The sequence below is a fragment of the Paenibacillus tyrphae genome (assembly GCF_000722545.1).
Lineage (GTDB): Bacteria > Bacillota > Bacilli > Paenibacillales > NBRC-103111 > Paenibacillus_G > Paenibacillus_G tyrfis.
In genome coordinates this window covers 19149-42377 of record NZ_JNVM01000031.1, presented here as the reverse complement: position 1 = coordinate 42377, position 23229 = coordinate 19149, and the positions used below count along the sequence as shown (strand labels likewise).

Sequence of the window (23229 nt, the reverse complement as noted above, 5' to 3'; positions counted from 1 at the left end):
ACTCCGTCCGCTTACGCCCGGCGTAGACTAAAGCGTATATTCGCTGTGAAAAGGTGGGATTATCATGCCGGCTCGTAACATTCCCGTCATCGCCGTGACAGGCAGCGCGGGAAAAACGACCACGAAAGAAATGATCGCTTCCATCCTGCGGAGACGATGGACCATTTTCAAATCGGCGTCAAACTGGAATTTGCCGTTGAACACCCGCAAGCACGCCAAGCAGCTTCGCGCCGGGCACCGCGCTGCCGTACTCGAATTCGGGATGCTTCGCAAAGGGCATATTCGCGAGCATTGCCGCTCGCTCAAACCAAGCTACGGTGTGATTACCAACGTCGGAACGGCGCATATCGGCAATGTCGGACACCGGGTCCAAGGCATCGCGTCCGCGAAATCGGAGCTGATCCGGCATATGCGGCAGACCGGAACGCTCGTCCTGAATGCGGATAACGCAAACTCCAAGCTGCTGTCCGTCAAAGGATTTCAAGGAAAGCTGCTAAAGGTCGGCATCCGCAACAAAGCCCATTACAAGGCGCGCGGTATCCGGTCTCTGGGACGGGGAGTTACTTTTCGGGTTCGGCTGAACGGAAAAGACGAGCGATTTTTCATTCCGTGTCTCGGGGTTCATAACGTATACAATGCGCTGAATGCGATCGCCATTACGCACAGCATGGGATTCACGGTGGGCGAAATCCGCAAGGGGCTGGCGAGATATCCGATTCCGTACCGCCGATTGGTCCGAACGGAGCTGCCGAGGCGAATCACCTTGATCGACGATACGTTCAGCTCCAATCCCGATGCGACCAAGGCCGCCCTCGATACGCTCGCTTCGGTAAGCCGAAAGCACAAAATCGCCATCATCGGCTATATGAAGGACATGGGAAAATACGCCATCCGGGGTCACGATGAGGTTGGAAAATATGCTGCCCGAAAAAGACTTACCCGGCTCTACACGGTCGGAAAGCTCGCGCGGCACATCGCGGCGGGCGCCAGAAGAGCAGGCTTCCCCGCAACCCGCATCCGCAGCTTCGCATCCAGACCGCAGCTTCATCGGGCGCTTGCCGGGACGATCAAGCCGGACACCGCGATTCTGGTCAAGGGCACCCATTTATTAAAGCTGGAGAAGACCGTTTTCTTCCTGAAACGCAGCTTATCCCGCAAGCGATCCTAAGGCAGATCCGGAAAATCCCGGGCTCGAAACACTTTTTTTGTAAAAAAACCTAAAATTTTTTAAAGAGGCGCCGATATTATAATAGATTAAAAACTGAAAACATTTGGAAATGTTTTATCGACATCAAGGAAAGGTCAAGGACTCTGAAATGAACATTTGGGAATTACTAGGCATTTCTCCTACGCTTGAAGTCAGCGCCATTAAACGCGCCTATGCCACGAAGCTAAAGCTCTACCATCCCGAAGACGATCCGGACGGCTTCCAACGTTTGCGGGAAGCGTATGAACAAGCGTTGAATGAAGCGAAATATCTTAAGGAAACGCAGCAGCCGGTGCGGTCCGACTTCACGGAGCCGGAGAGCGATCCGCATGATCAACCGTTTCGACCAGACGCACCGGATCGCGAACCCGCTTCATGGGTTGATTGTGATCCGGCAGCTCCCTCTCCCTCCCATTCGTTTGTCGAAGAGACGATGAAGCAGATCGAAGCTTTATACGCCAAACTGCCGACGCGGATCGATGTAGGCTTATGGAGAGAGCTGTTTGCTCAAGAAGAGCTCTGGAATAGGAATGTAAAAGCCGCTTTGCACGAACGGCTGTTAACGTTTCTGGGCGAGCATTGCCACTTGCCCAAGCCGGTTTGGGCGCTGCTGAATGAGCATTTCTGTTGGACAAGCCAAGAAAGGGAATTATATAAACGCTACCCGGAGAAGTTCGTTGATTATTTATTGATGGAAGTCACCAAGCCCTGGGAGCTGCGCTACGATTTTATTCCGGAAACGATCGATTATGACGCGTTTTTCGGATACCGGGACGCTGCCCAGCATGCGCTGATGCACAACAATCTGGCGTCTGCCAGGCCGTATCTGGCCGCAGCCCGCGACTTGTTTGCGGATGATCCGGACCTGCTCCGATTGACCGGCCGGTTTTACGTTCGCACAGGCGACTCGGAGCATGCGCTGCAGGCTTACAGCCGCTTGATCGAACTCCATCCCGCAGATCTCGACGGATTTATCCACCGTGCCGCCCTATCGCTGGAAGCAGGGAATCTAAGACAGGCGTTCTCCGACTACCAGCATATTTTGTCGCATACGCCTGAAGATCTGCAGGCACTCAGCGGTCTGGCACGCTGTTACGCAGCCTACGACCGGTTGGCCGAAGCCAAGTCGCTGCTGGAGATCATCATCGCTCAGTACCCGTTCGACCTCGATTCTCGTATCCGGCTGATGGATGTGAACAAGCAGCTTATCGGCAAAATACGCGCGGAATTGATCCTTTCGCTGGAACGGGCCGAGCTGGAATTTGCGCTGGCCCAAATTTATTTTGATTTGGAACAGTTTGACCTCTGCTGCAAGGTATTTGACAACATTCAGGCTTTGACAGCGTTGAACTCCGATATGTATTTGCTGTGGGCGCGTGCGTTATTCAAGCGGGGATTGAAAAACAAGGCCTTCGAGCTGTTCGGAAAAGCATGGACCGCAGCGCAGAAGGAAGGCGTCAACGGCTACGAAATCCTCGTTCATCGGGGCGTGGCTTACCTGGAAGCGGAGAACACGAAGCTTGCGGTCCGCGACCTGTCTGCCGCACTGCGGATGAATGAGTATGACGCCATTGTTCTCGGCCATTTGGCGAGTGCTTGTCTGAAGGACAAGCAGTGGCACGAAGGAATCGGGTTCGCCGACCGCGCGATTTCCATCGATCCGTCCAACTGGCATTTTTATTCCGTCCGAGGCCTCTGTTACTATCATCTGAATAACAACCGGGAAGCTCTCGACGACCATGCTGTGGTGGTGGAGCACGAGTACGATTTTGACCAAGCATGGTTCCGGAAAGGGATGCTGCATTTGCGTCTGGAGGAATATTCCAGGGCGATTGACTGCTTTGAAACCGAGATGTCTTGGAGCGACGACGAGCATTCCTACTATTATGTGGCCGGCGCCTATTTTCAGAAGCGCGATTACAAGGCCGCTCTTCAGGCGATCCGTAAATTTAAACGGGCTTTTCCCGACGATTCAAGCGGCTATATGATCGAGGGCGATATTTACCGTGCCATGGGCGAAGAGTCCAGGGCGAAGGAAATTTATTTTAGGGCGGCGGAATTGTTTCAGGACGATTATTACCCGACCCAATTGGCCCTGTATTACCTTTTGAAGGAATGGGACCCGGAGACATACAAGCAAATGGCTTCCTTTATTCGCCGGCTTGCCGACGGCTGGCCGAACGATACATGGGTGCAGCTCGAACGTCTCAAGTTCATCGTCAATACGAAATCATGGGATGATGTCCCCAATCTGGTGAACAATTATTTTGTGCATTGCAGCGACGATCCTGCGTACGATTCCTTGATCTGGCTATATTCCGGGGTAGCTTATTTCCACGAGGGAAACTATGCGGAAAGCATCGAAAGCTTGACACACGCGCATGAGCTTGGAGAGAGGACAAGTGCCAGCATCTACTTAAGCATGGCGCACGTCAAGCAGGAACGGATGGCGGAAGCGTTGTCCTACGCCCTGCAGGCTTGTCAGGAAGATCCGGATAACGAGGAGTATCGGTTATTTTATAAGCAGCTTCAAGGTCCTGCGGATAAAAAGTCGCTATGGGGGCACTTCGGCATCAAAAAGAAGTCTCCCCTCCATATTCCGGACACGCTTTTCCTGAAGCATCAGGATGTGGGCGACGTACACTCCTTGCATTTTATGCTGGATGAAGATGAGGATGGGGATGTAGAAGATGAATAGAGACGTTCACAACGCCTCCGGGCTGACCGAACGATGGTGTATTGCGTTAAGCGCCGTGTTATACGAAATGAACGGGCTCGATCCCGGAAACGACTACGAGTGGGAGTCCACTCCAGAAAGTATCGAAATGCATAAGCAGTCTTTTCAACGGGATTGGGGGATCGAGAACGAGGAAGATTTGAGGAGAAATCTTCAGTGGCTGGCCGAAGAGGGGCATCGCGAGTCGTTCAATAAGATCCGGTCCTTTCTGTCCGCATTGTCCGATGCCGAACAAACGAAATATATCGAATCGATCCCGAAAACGACGAACCGGTACAGAGAGCACCAAATTGTAAAAGCTTATATGAACCGGCTCCCGGCTGCGGGGATCGCGGCTTGGGACTTGGGCAGATTCGCATATTTGAGCCGAAAAGGCGCTTTCATGGGCTACATCTCACAGGAAAAATCGCTGGAGCTTGTGAAGCCGATTATTCCGGTTGCTCAACAAGCGTATTCCGGCTGGCGCGAATACGGAACCGGCTATTTGGCCGGAAGGCAGTTTTGGTGGGCGCAGCCCACGGCAGCAAGCGCGCAGGAAATGGCGGGCTATATCCGCAACCTGCTTCTGAATGCCGACAGCCTGTGGAATCGGCTGGAGTGGGATGTGCCGCTTGAAGAGACTACCGGGCAGCCGGCAAGCCAATTAGCATAACGAATTTCTATCCGCGAGCCAAGGCCGGACGCCATCGTCCGGCTTCTTCGCCGCGAATGCCAAAAACCGCCTTGCCGCAGCAAGCCGGTATTATAAGCGGTAGGTCGATGGGTAGTCGCGGTCTTCCGCATGCCAGCCGCCATTCATCACATAATAGAACGTTCCATGAACGATCAGAATAACCACGCCGAACAACAAGCAGAACGGCACGGACTCCCCGTTCAAGCTTTCTCCGATGAGGCTCAAGAGCGCTTTCGCGTCGGTCAGCGCATCCCAGCTGTTCAGCCGGTATTCGCGTCCGAGCAAGATTCCGTAGCCCCCCAGCATGGATGCCGCAGCCACAAACAGCCACGAAACGGCGCCCCCGAACCTTCTCATGACCTGATACTGAACCAAATAAGCGGAGCCGAATCCTAATAAAAATCCGTTCCACGAGATCAGCAGCATCACCAGAAAATCATACCAGTAGCGGAACGTCCACCGGCCGGCCTCGACATACCAAGCTTTCTGAAGCGTTAAATGGATAAGATCCGTAACAATATAGGGCGCATTCGGAAAAAACAGCAGCCAAGCCGCTCCCAAAACGGCAACGACGGTGGAACGGACCCAGCCGGGAGCCAGCCGCTTTCCGAGCTCCGCTGCGGCAACGGCAAGCAGCAACGGAATCCAAGCCAGGAACAAATTCCACAAGAGGAAATCGAAATACGTCTTATTGCGGAACGCATAATAAAGCGCCGTGCAGATCAGAGACAACAATCCCATGAAGAGGATAAACTTTCCAGAGTGCAGCTTTTTCATCCAGCTCTCCTTCGCTCCTCCATTTTACTCTTCGGGCAGCAAGCCGCGCATGAACAGCTCGACCACCTGAGCGGCCAGCTGCCCCGGTCTCCCTGAGCCTTCCGACAAATACGCAAAGGTCAACCGCTCAAGCGTACCTGCGAAGCATTGCGCTACGATGTCCATATCGAGGGTCGAACGAAAGTAACCGGACCGCTGCTCTTCGAGCAGGTTGTCGCGGATCAGAGCGGCCAGCTCCGCTTTAATGCTCCCGGCCTCCGGGGCCTGAAACAAGCCGATGCGCGTCAAGTGCGGGTCTTCCGCAAAAAAACGAAAAAGCGTCTCCAGCACGCCAAGCACCCGCGCGTTCACTTCGCCCGGCTGCAGCCCCGATTCCAGGCGGCTCGACGTGACCAGTTCCTGCAGCCGGGACCGGAAATGGCCGACCAATTCCTCGAACACCGCTTCTTTGCTTTCAAAATAAAGGTAAAACGACGGCTGAGTCAGCCCGGCCTGAGCGACAATCGAGCTGATCTTCGTCTCGTAAAAGCCGAGTCCGGCAAACTGCTCCGCAGCCGCAGCCAGCAATCTTGCCCGGCTTTCTTGCCCTTTGGCTCCTTTGTTTCGCGCCATTCCGCCCGAACTCCTTATGTCTACAAAGTGAAGTATTGCATGTTCAAAAGCCTTATTTCGTATTATGTCCCAGTCATGCTTCACCGTCAAATCGCAGCGTTTCTATACCCGGTGCCGAAGCTCTTCGTAGGCTTCCTGCAGCCACGGATGCACGACCTTCAAGGTATGCTTTCGCTCCCACAGATAATTGATGTAAGCGAACGCCCCATGAATCAGGGAGCGGTTCAATTGCTCCTGCAGCTCGCGGATATATGGCGGTGTACCTGGCTGATCCCATGCGACTTTATCCGCTACGAACAGCACTTGATCGAGCAACGTGGAGCCCGCACGCAAGGTCGTATGGCAGCCGACCGCATCCAGGATCGCCACGTCGGTTATGCCAAATAGCTGCTGCGCCATCACCACCGACAGCTTTTGATGAATGATCATCGGGAACGCTTCTTCCTCCGGCAGCACCTCGATGTCAAGCTCCCGCGACACCGCAATTCGATCGCCGTTCGGGATGACCGCGCTGATGTCGTGCAGCCAGCCGGCCGTCTCCGCCGCCTCGAGATCGGCTCCGAACCGCAGCGCAATACGCCGCGCCTCCGTCCCGACGTCCATACAGTGCTCCGCCGTCTTTTCGCATCCGTTCGAGCTTAGAAAGCTCCGGATATCGTCCCGAAGCCGATCGGTTCGGGGAAACGGTTTCGTGCGTTCAGCCAAAATAGGATGCATGTTTCTTCCTCCGTTCTCTGTTGCCTCTCGCTTCATACCGAGCACCCGCTCGCTCTAACTTATTGCAATCTTCCTTCTATTCCGTTCCGGCCTTATCCTCCATTGTAACCGCTTGTCCCGCGAATATAAAGCTTATGCAAAAAGTGCGGGACGCCTGCCCGCACCCCACACTTTTGCCATTTCTCCATTTGTTTACTAGCGTTAGCGCGCATGATGCGATAAAACTTTTTCCAGATGCACTTCCGCTTCGTCTCTTTGAACTTCCACGTAGCCGTTGGCTTTATAAAATTGAACAGCGTCAAGCCATGACGCTGTCGTTTCCAGCACCAGCTTCGCATAGCCCTTGTGCCTCGCCCTCCGCTCCAGCTCCTGCAGCATGCAGCGCGCGATGCCTCTTCTCCGGTACGGCTTCCACACGGACATTCTGGCGATTCTTCCGACGTCGCGCCCCTCCCGGATGAGCGCTCCCGTACAGACCATTTGCCCCTCAAGCGCTCCCGTCAAAAAGAGATGCCCCTGACCGGCATACCAACTCACGATATCGTCCAGATCCTTGTTGTAGGATGGGTCCAATTCCCCGAACCTTTCCTCCAGTCCTGCGCAAACGATCCGTCTTGCCGGCTCCTGCGTCTCTTCGGTCACTTCCGTCACGTTCAGCATAACGTTCATCCGTATATCCAATTCCGAACCTCCGAAATATGGTCGATTCTCGCGATCGGCCGTACTCCTTTATCCATCATCGCCTCCATGCTTGTCCTATAGCTGATAAACGGAATGCCGGCTCCGGCGGACGCTTCGCCGTCGATCCAGGAATCACCCACCGATATCCATTCGTCTGCCGCAATGGCGGGGAATTGATTCAAGGCATAGGTAAATCCGGAAGGGGACGGCTTCAGCGCCTCCATCTGCTCTCTTCCGATAATGGAGTCGAAATAAGACTTGATTCCCGTCACTTCAAGCGCCTTCAGGGCGGCGGGCAGCGAGTTGTTCGTGACCACGACCAATACGAACTTGCCAAGCAACGATTCGATCAGCTCCGGCACCCCTTTCTCCAGTCCCGCGCCTTCCATCCCGCGCACTTCATGCTTTTCCGCAATGTTCAGACAGGAGAGATATAAAGTGTGATCCATACCCGCTTGCTTGGCGTGTTCGAGCATGGTGGATGTCGTATGCTCATGGAGCGGGAACCGCTCCGTCAACATGCCGTGCCCGACCAAGTGGCGGAAAATGTCTTCCTTCATCGCCGCAAAATCGATGCGGGATTGCAGCAGCGTATTGTCCATATCGAAAATAATGCCTTTGCATTTGCGGTCATCGCGCATCGAAGTTCCCCGCTTCCCGTTTTATTGTTTTTATACAAAACGCAAAGTTAGTTGTTTGGTTTAATTTCGGCAAACCATGCAAGCGCGCTCTGCTCCATTTCCCTCACAAATGCTTTCTTTGCCGGACTATATTCGCTTGTGTTTTCGAATTGCTTAGCTAATTCTTCCTTAAATCGGCTGTATCTCGCAACCTCTTCAGGATGAGTTCTCAAATAATCTCTAAATATTAAATGCCTTTCAATTTCAGGGCTATCCGTTTGATAAAAATGAATATGATGCGTCCGGTTTTCCCCGCCTTTTCGGAACAATCTTCTTCCTGGGATGCCCCACTCCCCGGCAACGTCATAACCGAGGGAATGCATTTGATCGTTAAACAAATCAACGTTATGAATGTCTTTTACAATACACATCATGTCAATGACCGGCTTCGCTTTTAATCCGGGGACCGATGTGCTTCCAAAATGCTCAAAGCGTACGATTTCATCCTTAAATATGGTTTTTAAAAATTCAGCTTCGTCATGAAAAAGCCTAGCCCAATTTTCGTTAAATTCACTCAGTCTAACCTTCATAACACACCTCCTGCTAGCCGACACATTTTCCTATCCCCGGTGCCGACTCCAACAACAATCCATTAATCCATTTCCCTCCAAAATTGTTCTGGATTGTCTATCTCTACATCATCATAGTTGCATACGATTTCTTTAAGCCCGATTGGGGCGTCAATGTCAACTTCATACCATGGATTCATATCCGGCGGACCAAAGCTAACCTTCACTTTCTTTTCCGATACATCAAATATCATACTTCTAAGCGTACCCATTCCACTCGAATAAAAATGACAGCATGGACCATATGGATATGGAGTGGACATTAACTTCCTCATCTTGTCGTCATTGATATTAGGCGCATCCCGCAATAACGAATTCCACACGGAAGAATAACGCATTTCGGAATGCCAAAAGTGAGGTTCATCGAACTCTTTCATTTCATGACTCACATAATGATTTGTGGCGACCAACCTACTCTCATGCTTCAAAATGATATTCCATCTCCCCAGCCATTGCGGCCGGCGTATCGCCCGTCTTCCGAAAGTCATGGGCATACAGGAGTTGAAAATCCCCAAAATCCACTTGTTTATAGAACTCGAAGCAAGGAAACCCGTCATGGCTGCCCTTCACCTGCACGGTGCCATCCTTATACGCGGTAATTTGCAGAGAGTAGTCTACCGTCGGCGCATCAGGACGCAGCGGATTGCTTGCGCTCGCTCGCATGGTTAACGATACCGTATCCCCGTTCCACACTTCGTCTTCAACGCGAATACCGTCTGTAGACGCTTTTCCTTGTTTGTACTCGACGGAACCGTCCGGCGCTGTCAATTTGAGCACGGTAACACCCGTATTGGCAAAAGATGTGATTCGTTGCTTCACGAAGTCGATGACGACTTCCTGCTCCACACGGCATCGTCCGGTGTTTACCGCGTGCGGAGTGAATTCCCTGGCATCCGCCTGATATTCATAGATCATGCCTGTAGACGGATCTTGAATCGGGGGCAGATAGAGCATACCGCCGATAAACACACTGCCTCTAATTTTAATTAATTCTGCCATAATATAAACACCTCGCCCATTTAATTACCAAGCTCCTGTATCAACTGTTTAACTACAGAGAAAGCCAATTTCGGAGAATAATCATCCCGCATGATCCCGAATTGATGGAACAGATCCGGCTTCGAGCTATCCGCATCACGCAAACCGAACAACTCGTAATGAGTAATATGGAACTCCTCACGTAATCGATAGACCGTGCGAATTACGGTTTCAAGAACAACAGCCTGCTGGTCGTAAGTTCTTTCCGTCCGGGTAAAAGGGTTCTCTCCCGTAGGCCATCCGTTCTCGGTAACCCGGATCGGTACAGAGTCGGGGATGCCCGCAGCAGCCAGGTTCTTTCTCAAGTTACGTAGTACCCGTTCAACCGAAGCCGTGATTTCGGGTAATGCGAGCGGCTCCTCAAATACGTCCACATAAAAATTATGACCGACAAAATCGACGGAGTTTACAAAAGTTTTATCCTTGAGCTCAGCAAATCCTTCCCAGAAATGGGGGACCGATGCAGGACTCTCAGGAACGGACCCGAACCCGATTTTCATTGGATAACCACATTTACGGGCTTCCCGCTTTGCTGCGATGACCCCTTCGACTAAAGCTTGACGCGTGTAAGACTTCGAGCCTTCCATAAACGTTAAATTCGGTTCGTTTGTAATTTGGAGGGACGAAAGATAGGGGCCGTATTTTCTGACGATTTTGCGAATAAATGCAAGCCATTTGTCAAGCACAATGTCTGCCGTCTGAATCCATCCGATGACCAGATCTCCTAACAATCCGGAATGAAGAAGTCGATCGGCAAAAGAGAACAAGCCAGCCTCGGCATCGGACCTTGTATAAACGAGGTAATTTCTTGGAATTAACGTCTTGCCATCTCCTCGAAGTTGATGAAGTGCTTCTATGATCTTGCCGTAGTCGTCTTCGGGGCCGACAGCCAAACCAGTCGGCGTACCGGCCACGCCGAGCGGGTAAATCCCGAAGGTTAAACCTGCTGAAGTCATTTTGTTCATCACCGTTCCTTTTCAACGATGTATTTATTCATATGGAAAGTTTCTCCTTATGATTCAGATTTCCTGCCTATTAGCTTAACGATATTGTCAATTAAAACGAGTTTTCCTCCATCCCGCACACTTCGTGCTTCTCCGCAATGTTCAGTCGTATGCTTACGGACGGGAACCGCTCCGTCGCTCTTTCCAAAAAAAGAAAGCTCTTCAACCCTGGTCGAAGAGCTTTCCCGTGAGGCAAATGACCGGCGCTCGAAGAATCGCGTTACGCCCCCGAATGAAGAATAACTTTGACCGCCGTGGAACTGGAAGTCAGCGCCCGTTTCTGCAGATCGCACCCTAGAGCACGGAAAGCTTCTTGATATTCCGTTAAAGGAAAACGGTGCGTGATCAGCTTGCCCACCGGAACGACCTTTCGTTCAATCATGTAATGTGCGGTGGCGAACGTGCCGAGCGAATCGATGGAGCCGATAATTTTCAGGCTGCGGTCTACGATTTCCTTCGGATTGAAGGTCGATTCGCCGTCCCGCAGGCCGACCAGCATCAAATATCCCCCGTGGGCCAATGCAGATATGGCCTGCGTGGCCATGATACCGGTCGTGTCGACAATGACGTCGACCTGCCGATTGTCCGGGGACATCGCCGTCAAAGCGTCCTCCATCGAAGGGTAGACACTCCAGCGCTCGGGCGCGATCGATGCCGCGATCTGCAGCCGGTGCTCCGATATTTCGACGATGCTCCCGCTCACGCCTTTGGATGCCAACGCATAGCTGTACAGCATGCCGATCGGGCCGGCGCCGAGGATAACCGCGCGGAAATTGGGCAGCAGCCGCATTTGATCGATGCCCGTCAGCATGCAGCTTAACGGCTCGGTCATCGTCGCTTCCTCGTAGCTGACATGATCGGCAAGCTTGTACAAGAATCGGTCCTCCGTGACATAGTAATCCGTAAACGTGCCATCGCTGCTTACGCCGGTTTCCGTTTCGCCTTTGCGGACGCAGTGATTTTGCCTGCCTGTTCTGCACATCGCACATTGTCCACAATAATACGTCGGATCGATCACGACCCGGTCGCCGGGCTGAAGCGCGGTGACGTCCGGGCCGACACGCACCACTTCGCCGGCAGATTCGTGACCGAGGATGGTCGAAGGCTTGGCGTGATATTTTCCGCTAATAATGCCCAGATCGGTCCCGCAAATTCCGGTTGCCCGAATCCGGACGAGCACTTGATTATCTTTGATTCGATCGGGGACGGGTCTTTCCTCCAAAGCAACTTCCCAAGCGGATCGATAGACGAGAGAGAGCATGTTCCGGCCTCGCTTTCCTGGTTTTTATCCAACCTTTTGCAAAACAGCGTCCAATCTTTCGACAATCTCTGCAATTTCGTCGTCGGTGGCGACAAGCGCAGGTCTTACCTTCACGACATTGCCGTAACCGTATCGGGAACCGCGAAGAATCAAGCGCTGATCGGATAAAGCGGCATCGATAATGGCATTGGCTTTTCGGACGTCGGGGGCGCCGTCTTCGTCGACGATTTCAATGCCCCACATTAAACCGACACCGCGCACGTCGCCGATGCATTTATGCTTGGAGGGCAGCTCGTTCAACAAGCTTCCCAGAATTTCGCCTTTCAGCTTCACATCATCCAGAAATTCCGGCTGCGCCACGACATCCAGCGTAGATTGGGCTGCCGCCAGCGAGATAAGGTTGCTGCCGGAAGTAAAGGAATGCTCATGCTTTTCCAGTACGTTGAGCCGGGATTTCATCAGGACGGCGGCGATCGGGACGCCGATTCCGCCCAACCCTTTGGCGAGCGTGATGATATCCGGCTGAATATCGAACAGCTCGCTGGCGAACATATAGCCGGTTCGGCCGATCCCCGTCTGCACTTCGTCGGCGATCAACATCATGCCGTATTCGTCGCAGAGCTTGCGAAGCTGCTGAAAATAGCCCGGCGGAGGCACGATATTTCCCCCGTTGCCCAGAATCGGCTCCACGATCATGCAGGCGACGGAGCCGGAACTGCCGTATTCGATATGATCGGCGATCGCTTCTACGCACTGGAAGCCGCAGCCCGGATAAGACGATTTGTAATGGCATCTGTAGCAGTATGGAGCGGGGACGTGAAGGTGGTTGGATGCCGTCGAATTCGGGAACCCTTTCCGCCGGAAGGCGTTGCCGGATATCCCGGTGGCGAATTGCGTCTGTCCGTGATGGGACAGGAACAGGCTGACGACATCGGTGGATTCCGTAGATTTTTGGGCGATTTTCACCGCGCACTCGTTGGCCGTGGAACCGGTAATATCCCTCATCCAGCCCGCGTCGATTCCGGCCGGCGCCAAATCCAGCAGACGGTCCAGCACCTCGCTGACGTAGGGCTCCGTAAAGGAAGATGACATATGGGACAGCTGGCCGACCTGCTCCTGCACTTTTGCAACCACGACCGGATGGTTGTAGCCGAGCGAAAGATTGAAGGTTCCGGAAACGCCGTCCAAATAGGCTTCGCCCGATTCGTTCACCAACGTAATTCCCTCTCCGTACTTAAACCTCGCTTGGGTTGCGATTGTCATCATTACTACCTCCCATAAGATGGTGTGTTCGACCTGTGTTTCCGGGTTCGCATTCTCCTATCGTTGTTGGATGTCATAGCAGCAGTGGAATTGGCATCACCCCCTCTCCGTTTTGCAGCACCTCATTCCATGAACCGGTTGCCGGCTTGCAACGAGAGGCTACCTTGCGAAGCCTCCTTCCATAAGAAAGACAGCACGACGGACAAAAGCAGGATCAACGTAAAGCCCATGAGCAGCCACAGGGTCGATCCGGCGGACCAACGGGCCATGCTCCAGCCGATAAACCATTGCAGCACCGAGCCGCCTATCCCCCCGGAAGCGATGAGAATGCTCGTCGTTCTCTCCGTCATCCCGGGGATCAGAATATTCGCATGCACGAGCGCAATGGAGAACAAGCCCGACATGGTTAAACCGATGCCGAGGATGAGCGCCAGAACGCCGACAGGATGGGCCGTCATCGTCAGAGCTGTAATAAAAACGAGCGTCCCGATGGCGCTCCACAGCAAGAAAGGCACATAGCTCATCCTCTCCGCCACTTTGCCGGCAAACAAGCGTCCGACCACCATAGCGATCCAGAACGATGTAACCCCGAGCGAGGCGGTAGAATTGCCGATTTGCACCGTTTCCACCAGGATCGAGGGCAAAAAATTCATGAGGCCCAGTTCCAGACCCATATATACGAAGAAGAAGACGACAAAAGCGGCAAGCAGTCTAAACTGTCCGCCGGTATATCGCTTCTTGGCTGAGGTGCTGCTTGCCATGGCGGCATTCGGACTGCGAAGCCGTTCGGAGCTTCGGCCGGGCAAGGTCAGCCACAGCGCCAGCAGCACGAAGGTAAAGGCCGAAGCCGCCATAAAGGCATACGGCCACCATCCGGCTGCAATCAACAAGCTGATCGCAGCGGGCATCAGCAAAGCCCCGACACCGAAATAGACGTCCAATTGGGTCATGGCAATGGCCTTGTTCTGTTCGGCGAATTCGATCGTAAACGCCCCGATGGTCGATTCGATGATTCCCGAACCGAACCCGACAAGCAGCGTTAAGAGCACCATCCATAGCCAGCCGGGAAGAAAGCCCATGACGGCATAGGGAACGGCGATGCTGATCAGCGCAACGGATAGCAGCCGGTGCTTGCCGATTCGGGCCGCCCATCCCGGCGAGGCAAGGACACCGACCAAAAATCCGGCGAATTGCAGAAAAAGCAGCGTCCCTCCATCGCCGTAACCGCGCTCGTAGTAGGGGAGCATTTCCGGCAGCAGCGGACCTGTCATGACACTGGTGATACCGATCAGCAGGTAGAACAAGCAGCTTAATACAAAGAGACGCTTCATCGTGTCACCTTCCTTTGTGATCTGTTGACCGACCATCATGTTCCATGCTTACTGTAACTCTCCCCCGGTGATCTCGGAAAAATGCCGGATGACCCGATCCGCTCCCGATAAATCCTGATTCCCCGAATTGGGATTGTAAAATCCGATGCATTCCATGCCGGCCGACTTTGCGGCTCTTACCCCATTGCAGGAATCTTCAATAACGATGCATTCGCCCGCAGTCGCTTGGAGCAGGCTTGCTGCCTCGATGAAAATATCCGGCGAAGGCTTGCCCTGCTTCACCTCTTCCCCGCTAACGATGACATCAAACATCGGCGTAAGCCGCAGTCTTGCCAGCACGGTTTCGATCAATTGACGCGGAGAAGACGATGCAACGGCCGTTTTCAACCCGCGATTCTTGATTTCACTCAACAATTCGCGCAGTCCCTCCATAGCTTCAAATGGCTCTGCGGTGGAGAACTCGGCGATAAGTCGTTCTTTATGACCGGCAAGCAGTTGCTCTTCAGAAAGGGTTAACGAATGCCGGGTGCGGATGAGCTTCCACATTTCCTTCATCGGTACGCCCACATACGCGTGCTGCTCTTCTTCCGTTATGCGAAGTTCGAATTGACGGAAGAGCTTCTGTTCCACCAGAAAATGAATCGGCTCGCTGTCAATGAGGACACCGTCCATATCGAAAATGACTGCTTTAAGCTCCCTGTTTCGCATCATATTTCCGCCTCCCTACGTACTTTGGTAAGATTGAGAAGAATCCTGTTCCCTTGTTTCTGCTATTCCCCTTTCCCAACGTTTTACCGTAAGTCAAAATTTGGCCGATTACCGCTACTCTCACGTTTGCCTCCCCCCTCTTCCGGACTCTTCTTTTTGAATAAGCGTTATCTCTCCTCCCGGTTATACAACTAAGCTGTCCTTGTCTTAAACAAACAAGCACAGTTGTTAAAAAAAGAACAACCCCGTTCCCTCTATCGGAGAAACGGGGTTGTTCTTAAAAACATAAAAGGAAATGTTCTAAGAAGCATGGCCCTTAAGTTTTTTAGTTCAAATTATTATACAATCAATATATTATAGACTAAAGTATAACTCCCTATTTTTTCAAATTCAATATAAACCATAGTAATTTATGGAAATAAATAGTTATTTTCTTGCAAATTAATACAAACAAGATCATCATGTAACCACGATTAACCCTATGCCTGACAAATAACAAAAAGAAACCGCTCATCGACGCATCAGGCCATCGATTGCGGTTATTTCCCGTTCAAAAAAATTACTTTTCCATGATCCGCTTTAACGTTCGCAAGTCGCTCTCGATCATCGCCGTGTCGTTCGCGAAGCTTTCCTCCGACATCCCGGGCTGCCGGAACGCCGTGAAGACCACTTCGCAGCCGGAGCCGTTGGGGATGACCCGCATCGGATTCAGGATCGTTTGTCCGGTGGCGACGGTTACCCAATGATCCGCCACGCCGTAATCGTTGTTGTCCACGAACTTGAGCGTGATCGGCGCTTCCGTCGTTTCGACGATCCATTCCTCGCCCGATCTCCGGATCGATTTCACAAAGGATGTTACCCATTCCGGAAAATTCTCCGGATTCGTCACATAAGCGTACACCTCTTCGGGCCGGCGCTCAATGGTGATGCTTAAGGTTTTGGAAGGCAGCACGGTCATCATGTATCGCGTTCTCCTTTCGGTTGGCGTCTAAGCTTAAGCAAGCTATACCGGTATTATAAATCATCCGGCAGCCAAAAGATTTGAATATATCGGACATCCGCCAAAATGCTCAGCAACAAAAACAGGCAATCGGTCGGCGAACGCTCTGGACCCTAAGCCCAAAGCCATGGTGGCGAAAACGGCTGCGATATAGGCAACCCGGGCTCTCCATCGCCGCGCGGTGCTATCGTTACATATGCTCATACGTATCGTCCGGCCAGCACTCCAAGACGGCCGATTTATCTCCATAAATTTTTTCCAAATGATTTTCTCCCCACACACAGAAACTGTCCAGCACCGTTTTCAAGCTCAAGCCGTATTCGCTAAGCTCATACTCCACTTTAGGCGGAATTTCATGGTAAATGGTCCGGTGGATGATGCCATCCTTTTCGAGCTCCCGAAGCTGCTGCGTCAGCATTTTTTGGGTGATGGCGGGAATTAATTTTCTCAGCTCGTTCGTTCGCTTTTTGCCGGTTGTCAAATGGTAGAGAATGATGCTTTTCCATTTCCCCCCGATAACCTCCAGCGTGACCTCCACACCAATGCGATATTTCTTCAAGGTAACACTCCCCCGCCCTTCCAAGATAATAGGATCAGTATAAAAAGAATACTACAGAACCCGAAAGTACCTACTGCACTTTGAAGTGCGTACTTCACACGATATTTTATATCAACCATAATAGCATCGTAACCGGCCATTGACTACCGCGTCGAATTGTTATCCATAGAAGCCGCCGGAAATTTGACACAAAGGAAGGTCGTTAACCCATGAAAGCTCTTGTCACCGTCACTCACCCTCGCAAAAATTCTCTTACGTACGCTGTGATGAATCGTTTTGTCGAAGGCCTGAAGCAAAACAACCACGAAGTCGATCTGCTGGACTTGGACCGCGACGGCTTTAATCCTTTGTATACGGCTGAGAATGAGAAAGATTGGATCAATCCGGACAAAATCTACTCTCCCGAGGTTCGCAAGGAAATGGACCGGATTGCGGCGGCGGACACGCTCGTTTTCGTATTCCCGTTATGGCAGTACAGCGTGCCTTCGATGCTTAAAGGGTACTTGGACAAAGTATGGAACATGGGGCTGTTCGGGAAAATGAATAAGAAAAAAATGCTGTGGATCTGCCTGACCGGCGGGGATCAAGAGCATATGTCAAAATACAACCGCGAGGGAACGTTGAAGCATTATCTCAACGTATTGGTGTCCGGCTACGCCCGAGTGAAGGAATCCAAGGTTGAGCTATTATACGACACCCTTTCGGAATCCAAGGAGCATATTGCGAGTTTGCTGGAACGCGCTTATCAGCTGGGACGCGAGTACGAGTAATAAGAAATCTTGCCCTCAGGCAAGGTTCTTGTGGAAAAAGGATAGCGAAATCTGCCACGCTTCGCGGGCTGCGGCAGCCGCAGCATGTACCGCGGAAAAAACGCAAGCAAACAAACTCCCTTAAAAGGACGATTGTGCAACATCGCACTCTTATTGTATAATCATAACGCACAAATATATGTCATAACATACATATGTTTTACTATAACATACATAAGAGGTGCGAATGATGCTTATTCTTCCTTTCCTGTCGTACATCATTGCGACGAGCTTCACGCCCGGCCCCAATAACATCATGGCCATGTCCAACGCGAATCAACACGGGCTAAGAAAAACATTTCGGTTTATTTTTGGCGTCACCGTCGGATTTTTTGCCATTATGCTGTTGTCCAGCTTTTTCAATCTCATTTTGTACAATTATATCCCGCGGATTAAATTCGTGATGAACCTGTTGGGGAGTCTGTATATGGCTTACCTCGCCTTCAAAATTATGAAAACGAATAAAACGAAAAATAAAGAACAAGTTAGCGACACGTTAAACTCGTTCTTTACGGGATTTATTTTGCAATTTATTAACCCCAAGGGAATTCTGTACGGGATCACGGCCATCTCCACCTTCGTCATTCCGTTCTACAAATCCGCCTTAAGCTTGCTGCTCTTTTCCGTGCTGCTTGCGTTTGTCGGATTTTTGTCCACTTTCATGTGGGCGGTGTTCGGCTCGTTGTTTCAAAAGTTTTTGTCCAACTACGAGCGGCCCTTTCATATCGCCATGGGGTTGTTACTGCTGTACAGCGCAATCTCGATCTTCTTCTAAGCTGCCTGATCGAGCGTTCAGGGCGACTCCAAGAGTTAGCGCAGAGCCGTTTCAACAAAAATGATAACGATCCGAGGGCTCAGCCGACCACCGGGCAGCGGCCGGTTTCTTGCCCTCTCCACCCCGACTTTCACCTTGCTGCATGACTCGAGTATAATCCCGCCCGTTCCATCTATCAATTCAATTGTCATTATTGAAACCATAGGCATAACCTATGATTTTAGAAAAGGAGTGATCTCTCCGGCGCAGGTCACCATCAATGTGTGCATCGCTCGGGAGCAAGCGATATAAAGCAGGCTTTTATCCAGCTCCGTCCGGTATGTCGATGCGTCCGCAAACGGCACGATGACTTGATCGAACTCCAAGCCTTTGGCCAAATGCGCATAGGTCACGACGATGCCTTCGTGGAATTGCTCGCTGTTGAAATCCAGCAAATGAATCTTATGCCTCATATCCTTCAGCTTCGCGTATACTTCTTCGGCTTGGGCATGCGTCTTGCAGATAATCCCGAGCGAATGATGCTCGGACGCCAAGAAATCACCGGTCAGCCTCCTTATCGTATTCATTTCATCCCCTGAACTGTGACACGGTAGGATAAGCGGCTCCTCGCCATGCCGTTCGATCGGGATCAGCTTGCTGTTTGGCTTTAACCTCTGGGCAAACGTCGTAATTTCAACGGTCGAACGGTAGCTTTTTAACAGCTCGACCGTATCCGCCTCGGGGAACACTTTCTTAATTTCGGTGAGCGATGAAGAAGAATAGGGATTCACGGACTGGCTGCTGTCGCCCAGAATCGTTTTCTTGCATTTAAATAACTTTGATAAAACCGCGTATTGGATCGGCGTATAATCCTGCATCTCATCCACCAGCAGATGCTTGACGAAATCGAACGGCGCCGCTCCCTCAAAATAAATTTTCAAATAAATGAGCGGAAATACATCCGAATATTCCAGCTTCTTGCCCTGCTTTAGCTTGAACATGTCAGGCGTGCCCAAATGCTGATAGAAGTCCTTGTACAAGGAAAGAACGTCCTGGCATTTGAACATTTTTTTGACGACCGTTTTGATTTTTTTGGAAGCCGATGCGGGGGCTCGATTTCCGTCTTCGTCTTTGCAGTTGGCCATAACGTGGGCTGCGGTCTTCTCTAATCTCGATTTAACGGGCAATCTTCCGGATGCCTGATAACTGCTGAATAGAGCCTCTTTAGAAATCGTCACCTTATCGATGGCAATCTCCTCAGGCGAGAAGTAATGCTCATCCGCATATTGGATAAAAGCATCCATTTGGCTGACGAATTCGCCCGTAGCTTTAAACTTGATCCGTTCGATCACAGATTCGTCCGTTTCATCGTCAGTACCACCCAGCAGCTCCGACACCTGCTCGTAAAACGTCTGAAACTTGCCGATACTCACCAGCTCCTTGGCAGCCAGCTCCTCCAGGCTCACTTCCATGATTTTTTCTTCGCCCAGCTCGGGCAGCACGTTCGAGATGTAATCGGAGAACACTTTGTTGGGAGAAATGATCAGGACATTTCTGGAGCTTAACGTTTCCTTGTACCGATACAGCAAAAAGGCGACTCTGTGCAAAGCGACCGATGTTTTTCCCGAACCGGCAACGCCCTGAATGATCAGTTCGTGAGCCGCTTCATTCCGGATGATGGCGTTCTGTTCTTTTTGGATCGTCGCCACGATATTTTTCATTCGCTCGTTCGACGGGCCGCTGAGCTCTTTTTGGAGGACATCGTCATGGATCGTCATCGAGCTTTCGATCATGTATTCCATCGTGCCTTGATTGATTTTGTACTGCCGTTTTAAGCCGATCTCGCCATGCACCTCTCCGACGGGCGCCGCATAGAACGCTTGGCCCACCTCAAAATCATAAAACATGCTGGCTACAGGAGAGCGCCAATCGTAGATTAAATTATCGTGGCCGTTTTCTTCGGTGAAGGAATGTACCCCGATATAGAACGAATCCGGTTTCGTTTGCTGTCCCTCCTTGAAGTCCACCCTCCCAAAGTAGGGGGATTGCAGCAATTTTTGAACCCGTTTGCGCTTAACGATCGCTTTCTCCCCCAAGTCAATGGTTAGCGACACATCCACCCGGTTCGCCGCCCGCTCCGCCGGGTCCAATGCAGCCGCATTGTCCCACAGGTATTTCTTGGATTCAATGACCGCTTCGTAAGTAGACGAAATTTTGTCGTCCATCTCCTTCAGGGCTTGATGAAGCTTGGCAACGATGACCTCAAGATATCGTCTTTCTTCCGCTTCCGTACCGTTAAACATCCGTGCAGCCTCCTTTTGAATCGTTAGCCTAAGCAGAGCTTGCGAGATGCCCTGCAAAAGCGGTATATAGAATATAAAAGATCGCGCAAAAAAAGAATAGACTTTTTCTTTCCGATGAGTTATTCTGATGATAGAGTGCGCCCCATGAACGTATTACTAAAAATTTCCAATTTCAACGAATTAAAATAAAGAAACCGCCCCTATAAAGGCGGTTTTTTCGCATCGAAATTCAAGATCATAAGTTTTTTACCCAGGATTGGACACAATCTATAAACTTTCTAGCCGCAGGGGAGATGTTTTTTCTGGAAGTCATGGCAATACCTATCGAACGATAATAGTCGCCTTCCAATTCAAGAACTTTCACATTGCCCGGGATATGAGACAAAATCATTTCAGGAAGCAGGCTTATCCCAATACCGCTATTCACCATCGCAATAATCGCATGGTCATCCTCCAATTCATATTTCACCTTTGGCGTTATGTTGTTTTCTGAAAATATCCTCTTCACATCCAAATCACACCTTTTTTGGGCATGATAAATGGCTCATCTCTTAATTGGTCGATATTGATTTTATCCTCTTGCTGAAGAACATGGTCTTTAGGCACAATACAGTATATTTTATCTTTTTTTAAAGGAATCACTTCCAACGATCCCGAGATGGGTAATGCTATAAAACCAAAATCAACAGAACCCTTGAGAACCCATTGTTCAATATCGTTGTAATTCCCTTCCAGCAGTTCAATTTCAATCAGCGGATAGTTTTGGTGAAACTCTTGTAGAATCGTGGGCAGCCATTGTATGGAAACACTTGAGAACGTTCCGATGCATATATGTATACTTTTTACGAATGAAACTTTTTAGGTACAAAAAGGAGAACGAGAGAATGACGCCATTTGCGAAAACGCCAAAGCCGCCTTATTACGCCGTGATCTTTTCAAGCCAACGTTCGGAAGGGGATTGTGGGTATGAGAAAATGGCTGAAAAAATGGTATCTCTGGCATCTAACCAACCAGGCTTTTTGGGAGTAGAAAGTGTTCGGGACGAGGATGGTTTCGGGATAACCGTTTCATACTGGGAATCCTTGGATGCCATTCGAAATTGGAAAGCAAACGAAGCGCATTTGGGGGCACAGGAAAAGGGGAAAACGATCTGGTACGAAAACTATATAACCAGAATCTGTCGAGTTGAAAAAGAATACGGCCTAAAGGAAATATGATTGGAACGCTGTATGGCCCCCATCTTGTCCAAGATGAGGGCTTTCATACAGCCAGTTCGCGGGTACATTTCATCTACCACCGCTAACAGTAATGGTTTCACCCAAAATATAATTAGCAGTATCTGATGCAAGAAAGCAGATCACTTCTGCAATTTCCTCGGGAGTTGCGGCACGTTTCATGGGGACGGAGGCTACGAATCGTTCGAGACGATTTTCGTCAGGTGCAAATTTATCATGGAATGACGTTTCAACCATTCCAGGGGCGACTCCATTTACTATAATCCCATGTTCTATAAACTCTCTGGACATTCCGACTGTCATCGTATTGACTGCCCCTTTTGTTGAGGCGTAGTGAATACTTTCCCCTGCACCTCCAATACGAGCAGCCGCCGATGAAACATTAATTATTTTTCCACCTTTTCGCGGTAACATATCTTTTAATACCGCTTGTGAACATAGAAGGACGCTTTTTACATATAACGCGTACGTTTCCTCCCAAAGTTCCTCGGTCATATTCATGAATGTACTCTGCTTAATACCTCCGCCAGCGTTATTTACCAATATGTGTATGGCTCCGTAAACCGAAATAACTTCGTGAACCATGGCCTCAACTTGGTCTTTCTTTGTAACATCTGCTTGAATAGCTATACATTCACCGCCTAGCTCGCGAATGGCTGTAAGTGTTTCTGTGGCTCCTTTTTCGTTTGAGTTGTAATTAACGACAACCTTCGCTCCTTTTGAAGCCATTAATTGCGCTGTCGCTCGACCAATTCCTGAACTGGCTCCTGTAACGAGAACAATTTTTCCACTTAAATCCCGCACAGACTACACCTCCTGACTTGATTTCGTGCCCGTTACTTTAACGATCAGGAGCAAGTCGCCGCGGCGCCTGCTCCTGCCATAATGAAAGACTATTCCCCTACGGCTATGGCTTCGATTTCAATCAAGAAATGATCATTCACAAGTTTACTCACTTCAACGGCCGAACTGGCAGGTGGATTTGTCGTATTCAAATATCTATCCCGAATGTCCCGCACGATCTGCATTTGGGAGATGTCCGTTAAAAAGATGGTCAATTTTACAACATCGTTGAAGCTTACGCCGGAAGCCTCCAACGCAAGTTTGATATTTTCAAATACCTGCCCGGTTTGTGTAGCCAGATCTCCCGCACCGACCAGTTCTCCGTTTTGGTTAACAGCCACCTGCCCGGAAACATAGATCGTTCTTCCGTTTCGCACTTCCACAACTTGCGTATAACCGTTTACAGGCGGCATCGATTGCGGATTCCTGAAAATGATTTGCTTATCGTTTTGCATGAAATTCACTCCT

24 protein-coding genes and 1 pseudogene are annotated in these 23229 nt (G+C 50.6%); 6 read left to right on the top strand and 19 right to left on the bottom strand.

The window, feature by feature from the left end; genetic code table 11:
- Positions 1 to 64: 64 nt before the first annotated feature.
- The 3 genes from ET33_RS28455 (at position 65) to ET33_RS28445 (ending at position 4596) form a co-directional block, all read left to right on the top strand.
- Entirely contained in the window at positions 65 to 1168 is a 1104-nt protein-coding gene (locus tag ET33_RS28455) for a UDP-N-acetylmuramoyl-tripeptide--D-alanyl-D-alanine ligase (protein WP_036690066.1), read from the top strand.
- 148 nt (positions 1169 to 1316) lie between these two features.
- A complete protein-coding gene (locus ET33_RS28450; RefSeq protein ID WP_036690065.1) occupies positions 1317 to 3905 on the top strand; it encodes a J domain-containing protein in 2589 nt (862 codons plus the stop codon).
- Positions 3898 to 4596 carry a DUF1266 domain-containing protein gene (locus tag ET33_RS28445; RefSeq protein WP_036690063.1) on the top strand — a complete coding sequence of 233 codons (699 nt, stop codon included), beginning with the start codon at positions 3898 to 3900 and terminating at the stop codon, positions 4594 to 4596. The genes ET33_RS28450 and ET33_RS28445 overlap by 8 nt, the downstream gene beginning before the upstream one ends.
- A 90-nt stretch (positions 4597 to 4686) precedes the next feature.
- Here the strand turns inward: ET33_RS28445 and ET33_RS28440 are convergent, their stop codons facing one another.
- The 15 genes from ET33_RS28440 to ET33_RS28370 all read right to left on the bottom strand — a co-directional run bounded on the left by ET33_RS28440 (position 4687) and on the right by ET33_RS28370 (position 16817).
- A complete protein-coding gene (locus tag ET33_RS28440; RefSeq protein ID WP_051775747.1) occupies positions 4687 to 5394 on the bottom strand; it encodes a DUF1361 domain-containing protein in 708 nt (235 codons plus the stop codon).
- Positions 5395 to 5418: 24 nt separating this feature from the next.
- Positions 5419 to 6006, bottom strand: a complete 588-nt coding sequence (locus ET33_RS28435) for a TetR/AcrR family transcriptional regulator (protein ID WP_036690060.1) — start codon at positions 6004 to 6006, stop codon at positions 5419 to 5421.
- A gap of 102 nt (positions 6007 to 6108) precedes the next feature.
- Complete coding sequence (yqeK, locus tag ET33_RS28430) at positions 6109 to 6723, bottom strand: bis(5'-nucleosyl)-tetraphosphatase (symmetrical) YqeK (protein ID WP_051775745.1); 615 nt, start codon at positions 6721 to 6723, stop codon at positions 6109 to 6111.
- 201 nt (positions 6724 to 6924) lie between these two features.
- Complete coding sequence (locus ET33_RS28425) at positions 6925 to 7404, bottom strand: GNAT family N-acetyltransferase (RefSeq protein ID WP_051775743.1); 480 nt, start codon at positions 7402 to 7404, stop codon at positions 6925 to 6927.
- Entirely contained in the window at positions 7389 to 8045 is a 657-nt protein-coding gene (locus ET33_RS28420; protein WP_036690057.1) for an HAD family hydrolase, read from the bottom strand. Before ET33_RS28420 ends, ET33_RS28425 begins: the two co-directional genes overlap by 16 nt.
- A gap of 47 nt (positions 8046 to 8092) precedes the next feature.
- Positions 8093 to 8614 (bottom strand): GrpB family protein, encoded by a 522-nt coding sequence (locus tag ET33_RS28415; protein WP_036690053.1) that lies wholly within the window; start codon positions 8612 to 8614, stop codon positions 8093 to 8095.
- 62 nt (positions 8615 to 8676) lie between these two features.
- Positions 8677 to 9081, bottom strand: a complete 405-nt coding sequence (locus ET33_RS28410; RefSeq protein ID WP_036690051.1) for a carcinine hydrolase/isopenicillin-N N-acyltransferase family protein — start codon at positions 9079 to 9081, stop codon at positions 8677 to 8679.
- Positions 9071 to 9652 carry a DUF3238 domain-containing protein gene (locus ET33_RS28405; RefSeq protein WP_036690048.1) on the bottom strand — a complete coding sequence of 194 codons (582 nt, stop codon included), beginning with the start codon at positions 9650 to 9652 and terminating at the stop codon, positions 9071 to 9073. The genes ET33_RS28410 and ET33_RS28405 overlap by 11 nt, the downstream gene beginning before the upstream one ends.
- 20 nt (positions 9653 to 9672) lie before the next feature.
- Positions 9673 to 10656 carry a hypothetical protein gene (locus ET33_RS39375; RefSeq protein WP_235206839.1) on the bottom strand — a complete coding sequence of 328 codons (984 nt, stop codon included), beginning with the start codon at positions 10654 to 10656 and terminating at the stop codon, positions 9673 to 9675.
- A 259-nt stretch (positions 10657 to 10915) separates the two neighbouring features.
- Entirely contained in the window at positions 10916 to 11956 is a 1041-nt protein-coding gene (locus ET33_RS28395; RefSeq protein WP_036690046.1) for a zinc-dependent alcohol dehydrogenase, read from the bottom strand.
- Between the two features lie 24 nt (positions 11957 to 11980).
- The gene (locus ET33_RS28390) at positions 11981 to 13219 is read right to left on the bottom strand and encodes an aspartate aminotransferase family protein (RefSeq protein WP_036690043.1); all 1239 of its coding nucleotides are present in this window, start codon (positions 13217 to 13219) and stop codon (positions 11981 to 11983) included.
- A 122-nt stretch (positions 13220 to 13341) separates the two neighbouring features.
- Entirely contained in the window at positions 13342 to 14550 is a 1209-nt protein-coding gene (locus ET33_RS28385; RefSeq protein ID WP_036690041.1) for an MFS transporter, read from the bottom strand.
- A gap of 48 nt (positions 14551 to 14598) precedes the next feature.
- Positions 14599 to 15261 carry an HAD family hydrolase gene (locus ET33_RS28380; protein ID WP_051775741.1) on the bottom strand — a complete coding sequence of 221 codons (663 nt, stop codon included), beginning with the start codon at positions 15259 to 15261 and terminating at the stop codon, positions 14599 to 14601.
- Between the two features lie 556 nt (positions 15262 to 15817).
- Entirely contained in the window at positions 15818 to 16219 is a 402-nt protein-coding gene (locus ET33_RS28375) for an SRPBCC family protein (RefSeq protein ID WP_051775739.1), read from the bottom strand.
- Positions 16220 to 16448: 229 nt separating this feature from the next.
- Positions 16449 to 16817, bottom strand: coding sequence for a winged helix-turn-helix transcriptional regulator (locus tag ET33_RS28370; protein ID WP_036690038.1), 369 nt, complete (start codon positions 16815 to 16817; stop codon positions 16449 to 16451).
- A 209-nt stretch (positions 16818 to 17026) separates the two neighbouring features.
- Between ET33_RS28370 and ET33_RS28365 the strand changes: the two genes are divergently transcribed.
- Together ET33_RS28365 and ET33_RS28360 are read left to right on the top strand one after the other, a co-directional pair.
- Complete coding sequence (locus ET33_RS28365; protein ID WP_036690035.1) at positions 17027 to 17587, top strand: NAD(P)H oxidoreductase; 561 nt, start codon at positions 17027 to 17029, stop codon at positions 17585 to 17587.
- Positions 17588 to 17816: 229 nt separating this feature from the next.
- Positions 17817 to 18401, top strand: coding sequence for a LysE family transporter (locus ET33_RS28360; protein ID WP_036690033.1), 585 nt, complete (start codon positions 17817 to 17819; stop codon positions 18399 to 18401).
- A gap of 212 nt (positions 18402 to 18613) precedes the next feature.
- Here the strand turns inward: ET33_RS28360 and ET33_RS28355 are convergent, their stop codons facing one another.
- Both ET33_RS28355 and ET33_RS39965 read right to left on the bottom strand, forming a co-directional pair.
- The gene (locus ET33_RS28355) at positions 18614 to 20683 is read right to left on the bottom strand and encodes a HelD family protein (protein WP_036690031.1); all 2070 of its coding nucleotides are present in this window, start codon (positions 20681 to 20683) and stop codon (positions 18614 to 18616) included.
- 235 nt (positions 20684 to 20918) lie between these two features.
- Positions 20919 to 21466: pseudogene (locus tag ET33_RS39965) on the bottom strand (LysR family transcriptional regulator substrate-binding protein).
- Between the two features lie 101 nt (positions 21467 to 21567).
- On the opposite strand from ET33_RS39965, the gene ET33_RS28345 reads away from it, so the two are divergent.
- A complete protein-coding gene (locus tag ET33_RS28345) occupies positions 21568 to 21900 on the top strand; it encodes an antibiotic biosynthesis monooxygenase family protein (RefSeq protein WP_036690030.1) in 333 nt (110 codons plus the stop codon).
- A gap of 69 nt (positions 21901 to 21969) precedes the next feature.
- Here ET33_RS28345 and ET33_RS28340 read toward each other — a convergent pair whose 3' ends face one another.
- Both ET33_RS28340 and ET33_RS28335 read right to left on the bottom strand, forming a co-directional pair.
- Positions 21970 to 22722, bottom strand: coding sequence for an SDR family NAD(P)-dependent oxidoreductase (locus tag ET33_RS28340; protein WP_036690029.1), 753 nt, complete (start codon positions 22720 to 22722; stop codon positions 21970 to 21972).
- Positions 22723 to 22811: 89 nt separating this feature from the next.
- A complete protein-coding gene (locus ET33_RS28335) occupies positions 22812 to 23216 on the bottom strand; it encodes a RidA family protein (RefSeq protein WP_036690028.1) in 405 nt (134 codons plus the stop codon).
- Between the last annotated feature and the right edge of the window lie 13 nt (positions 23217 to 23229).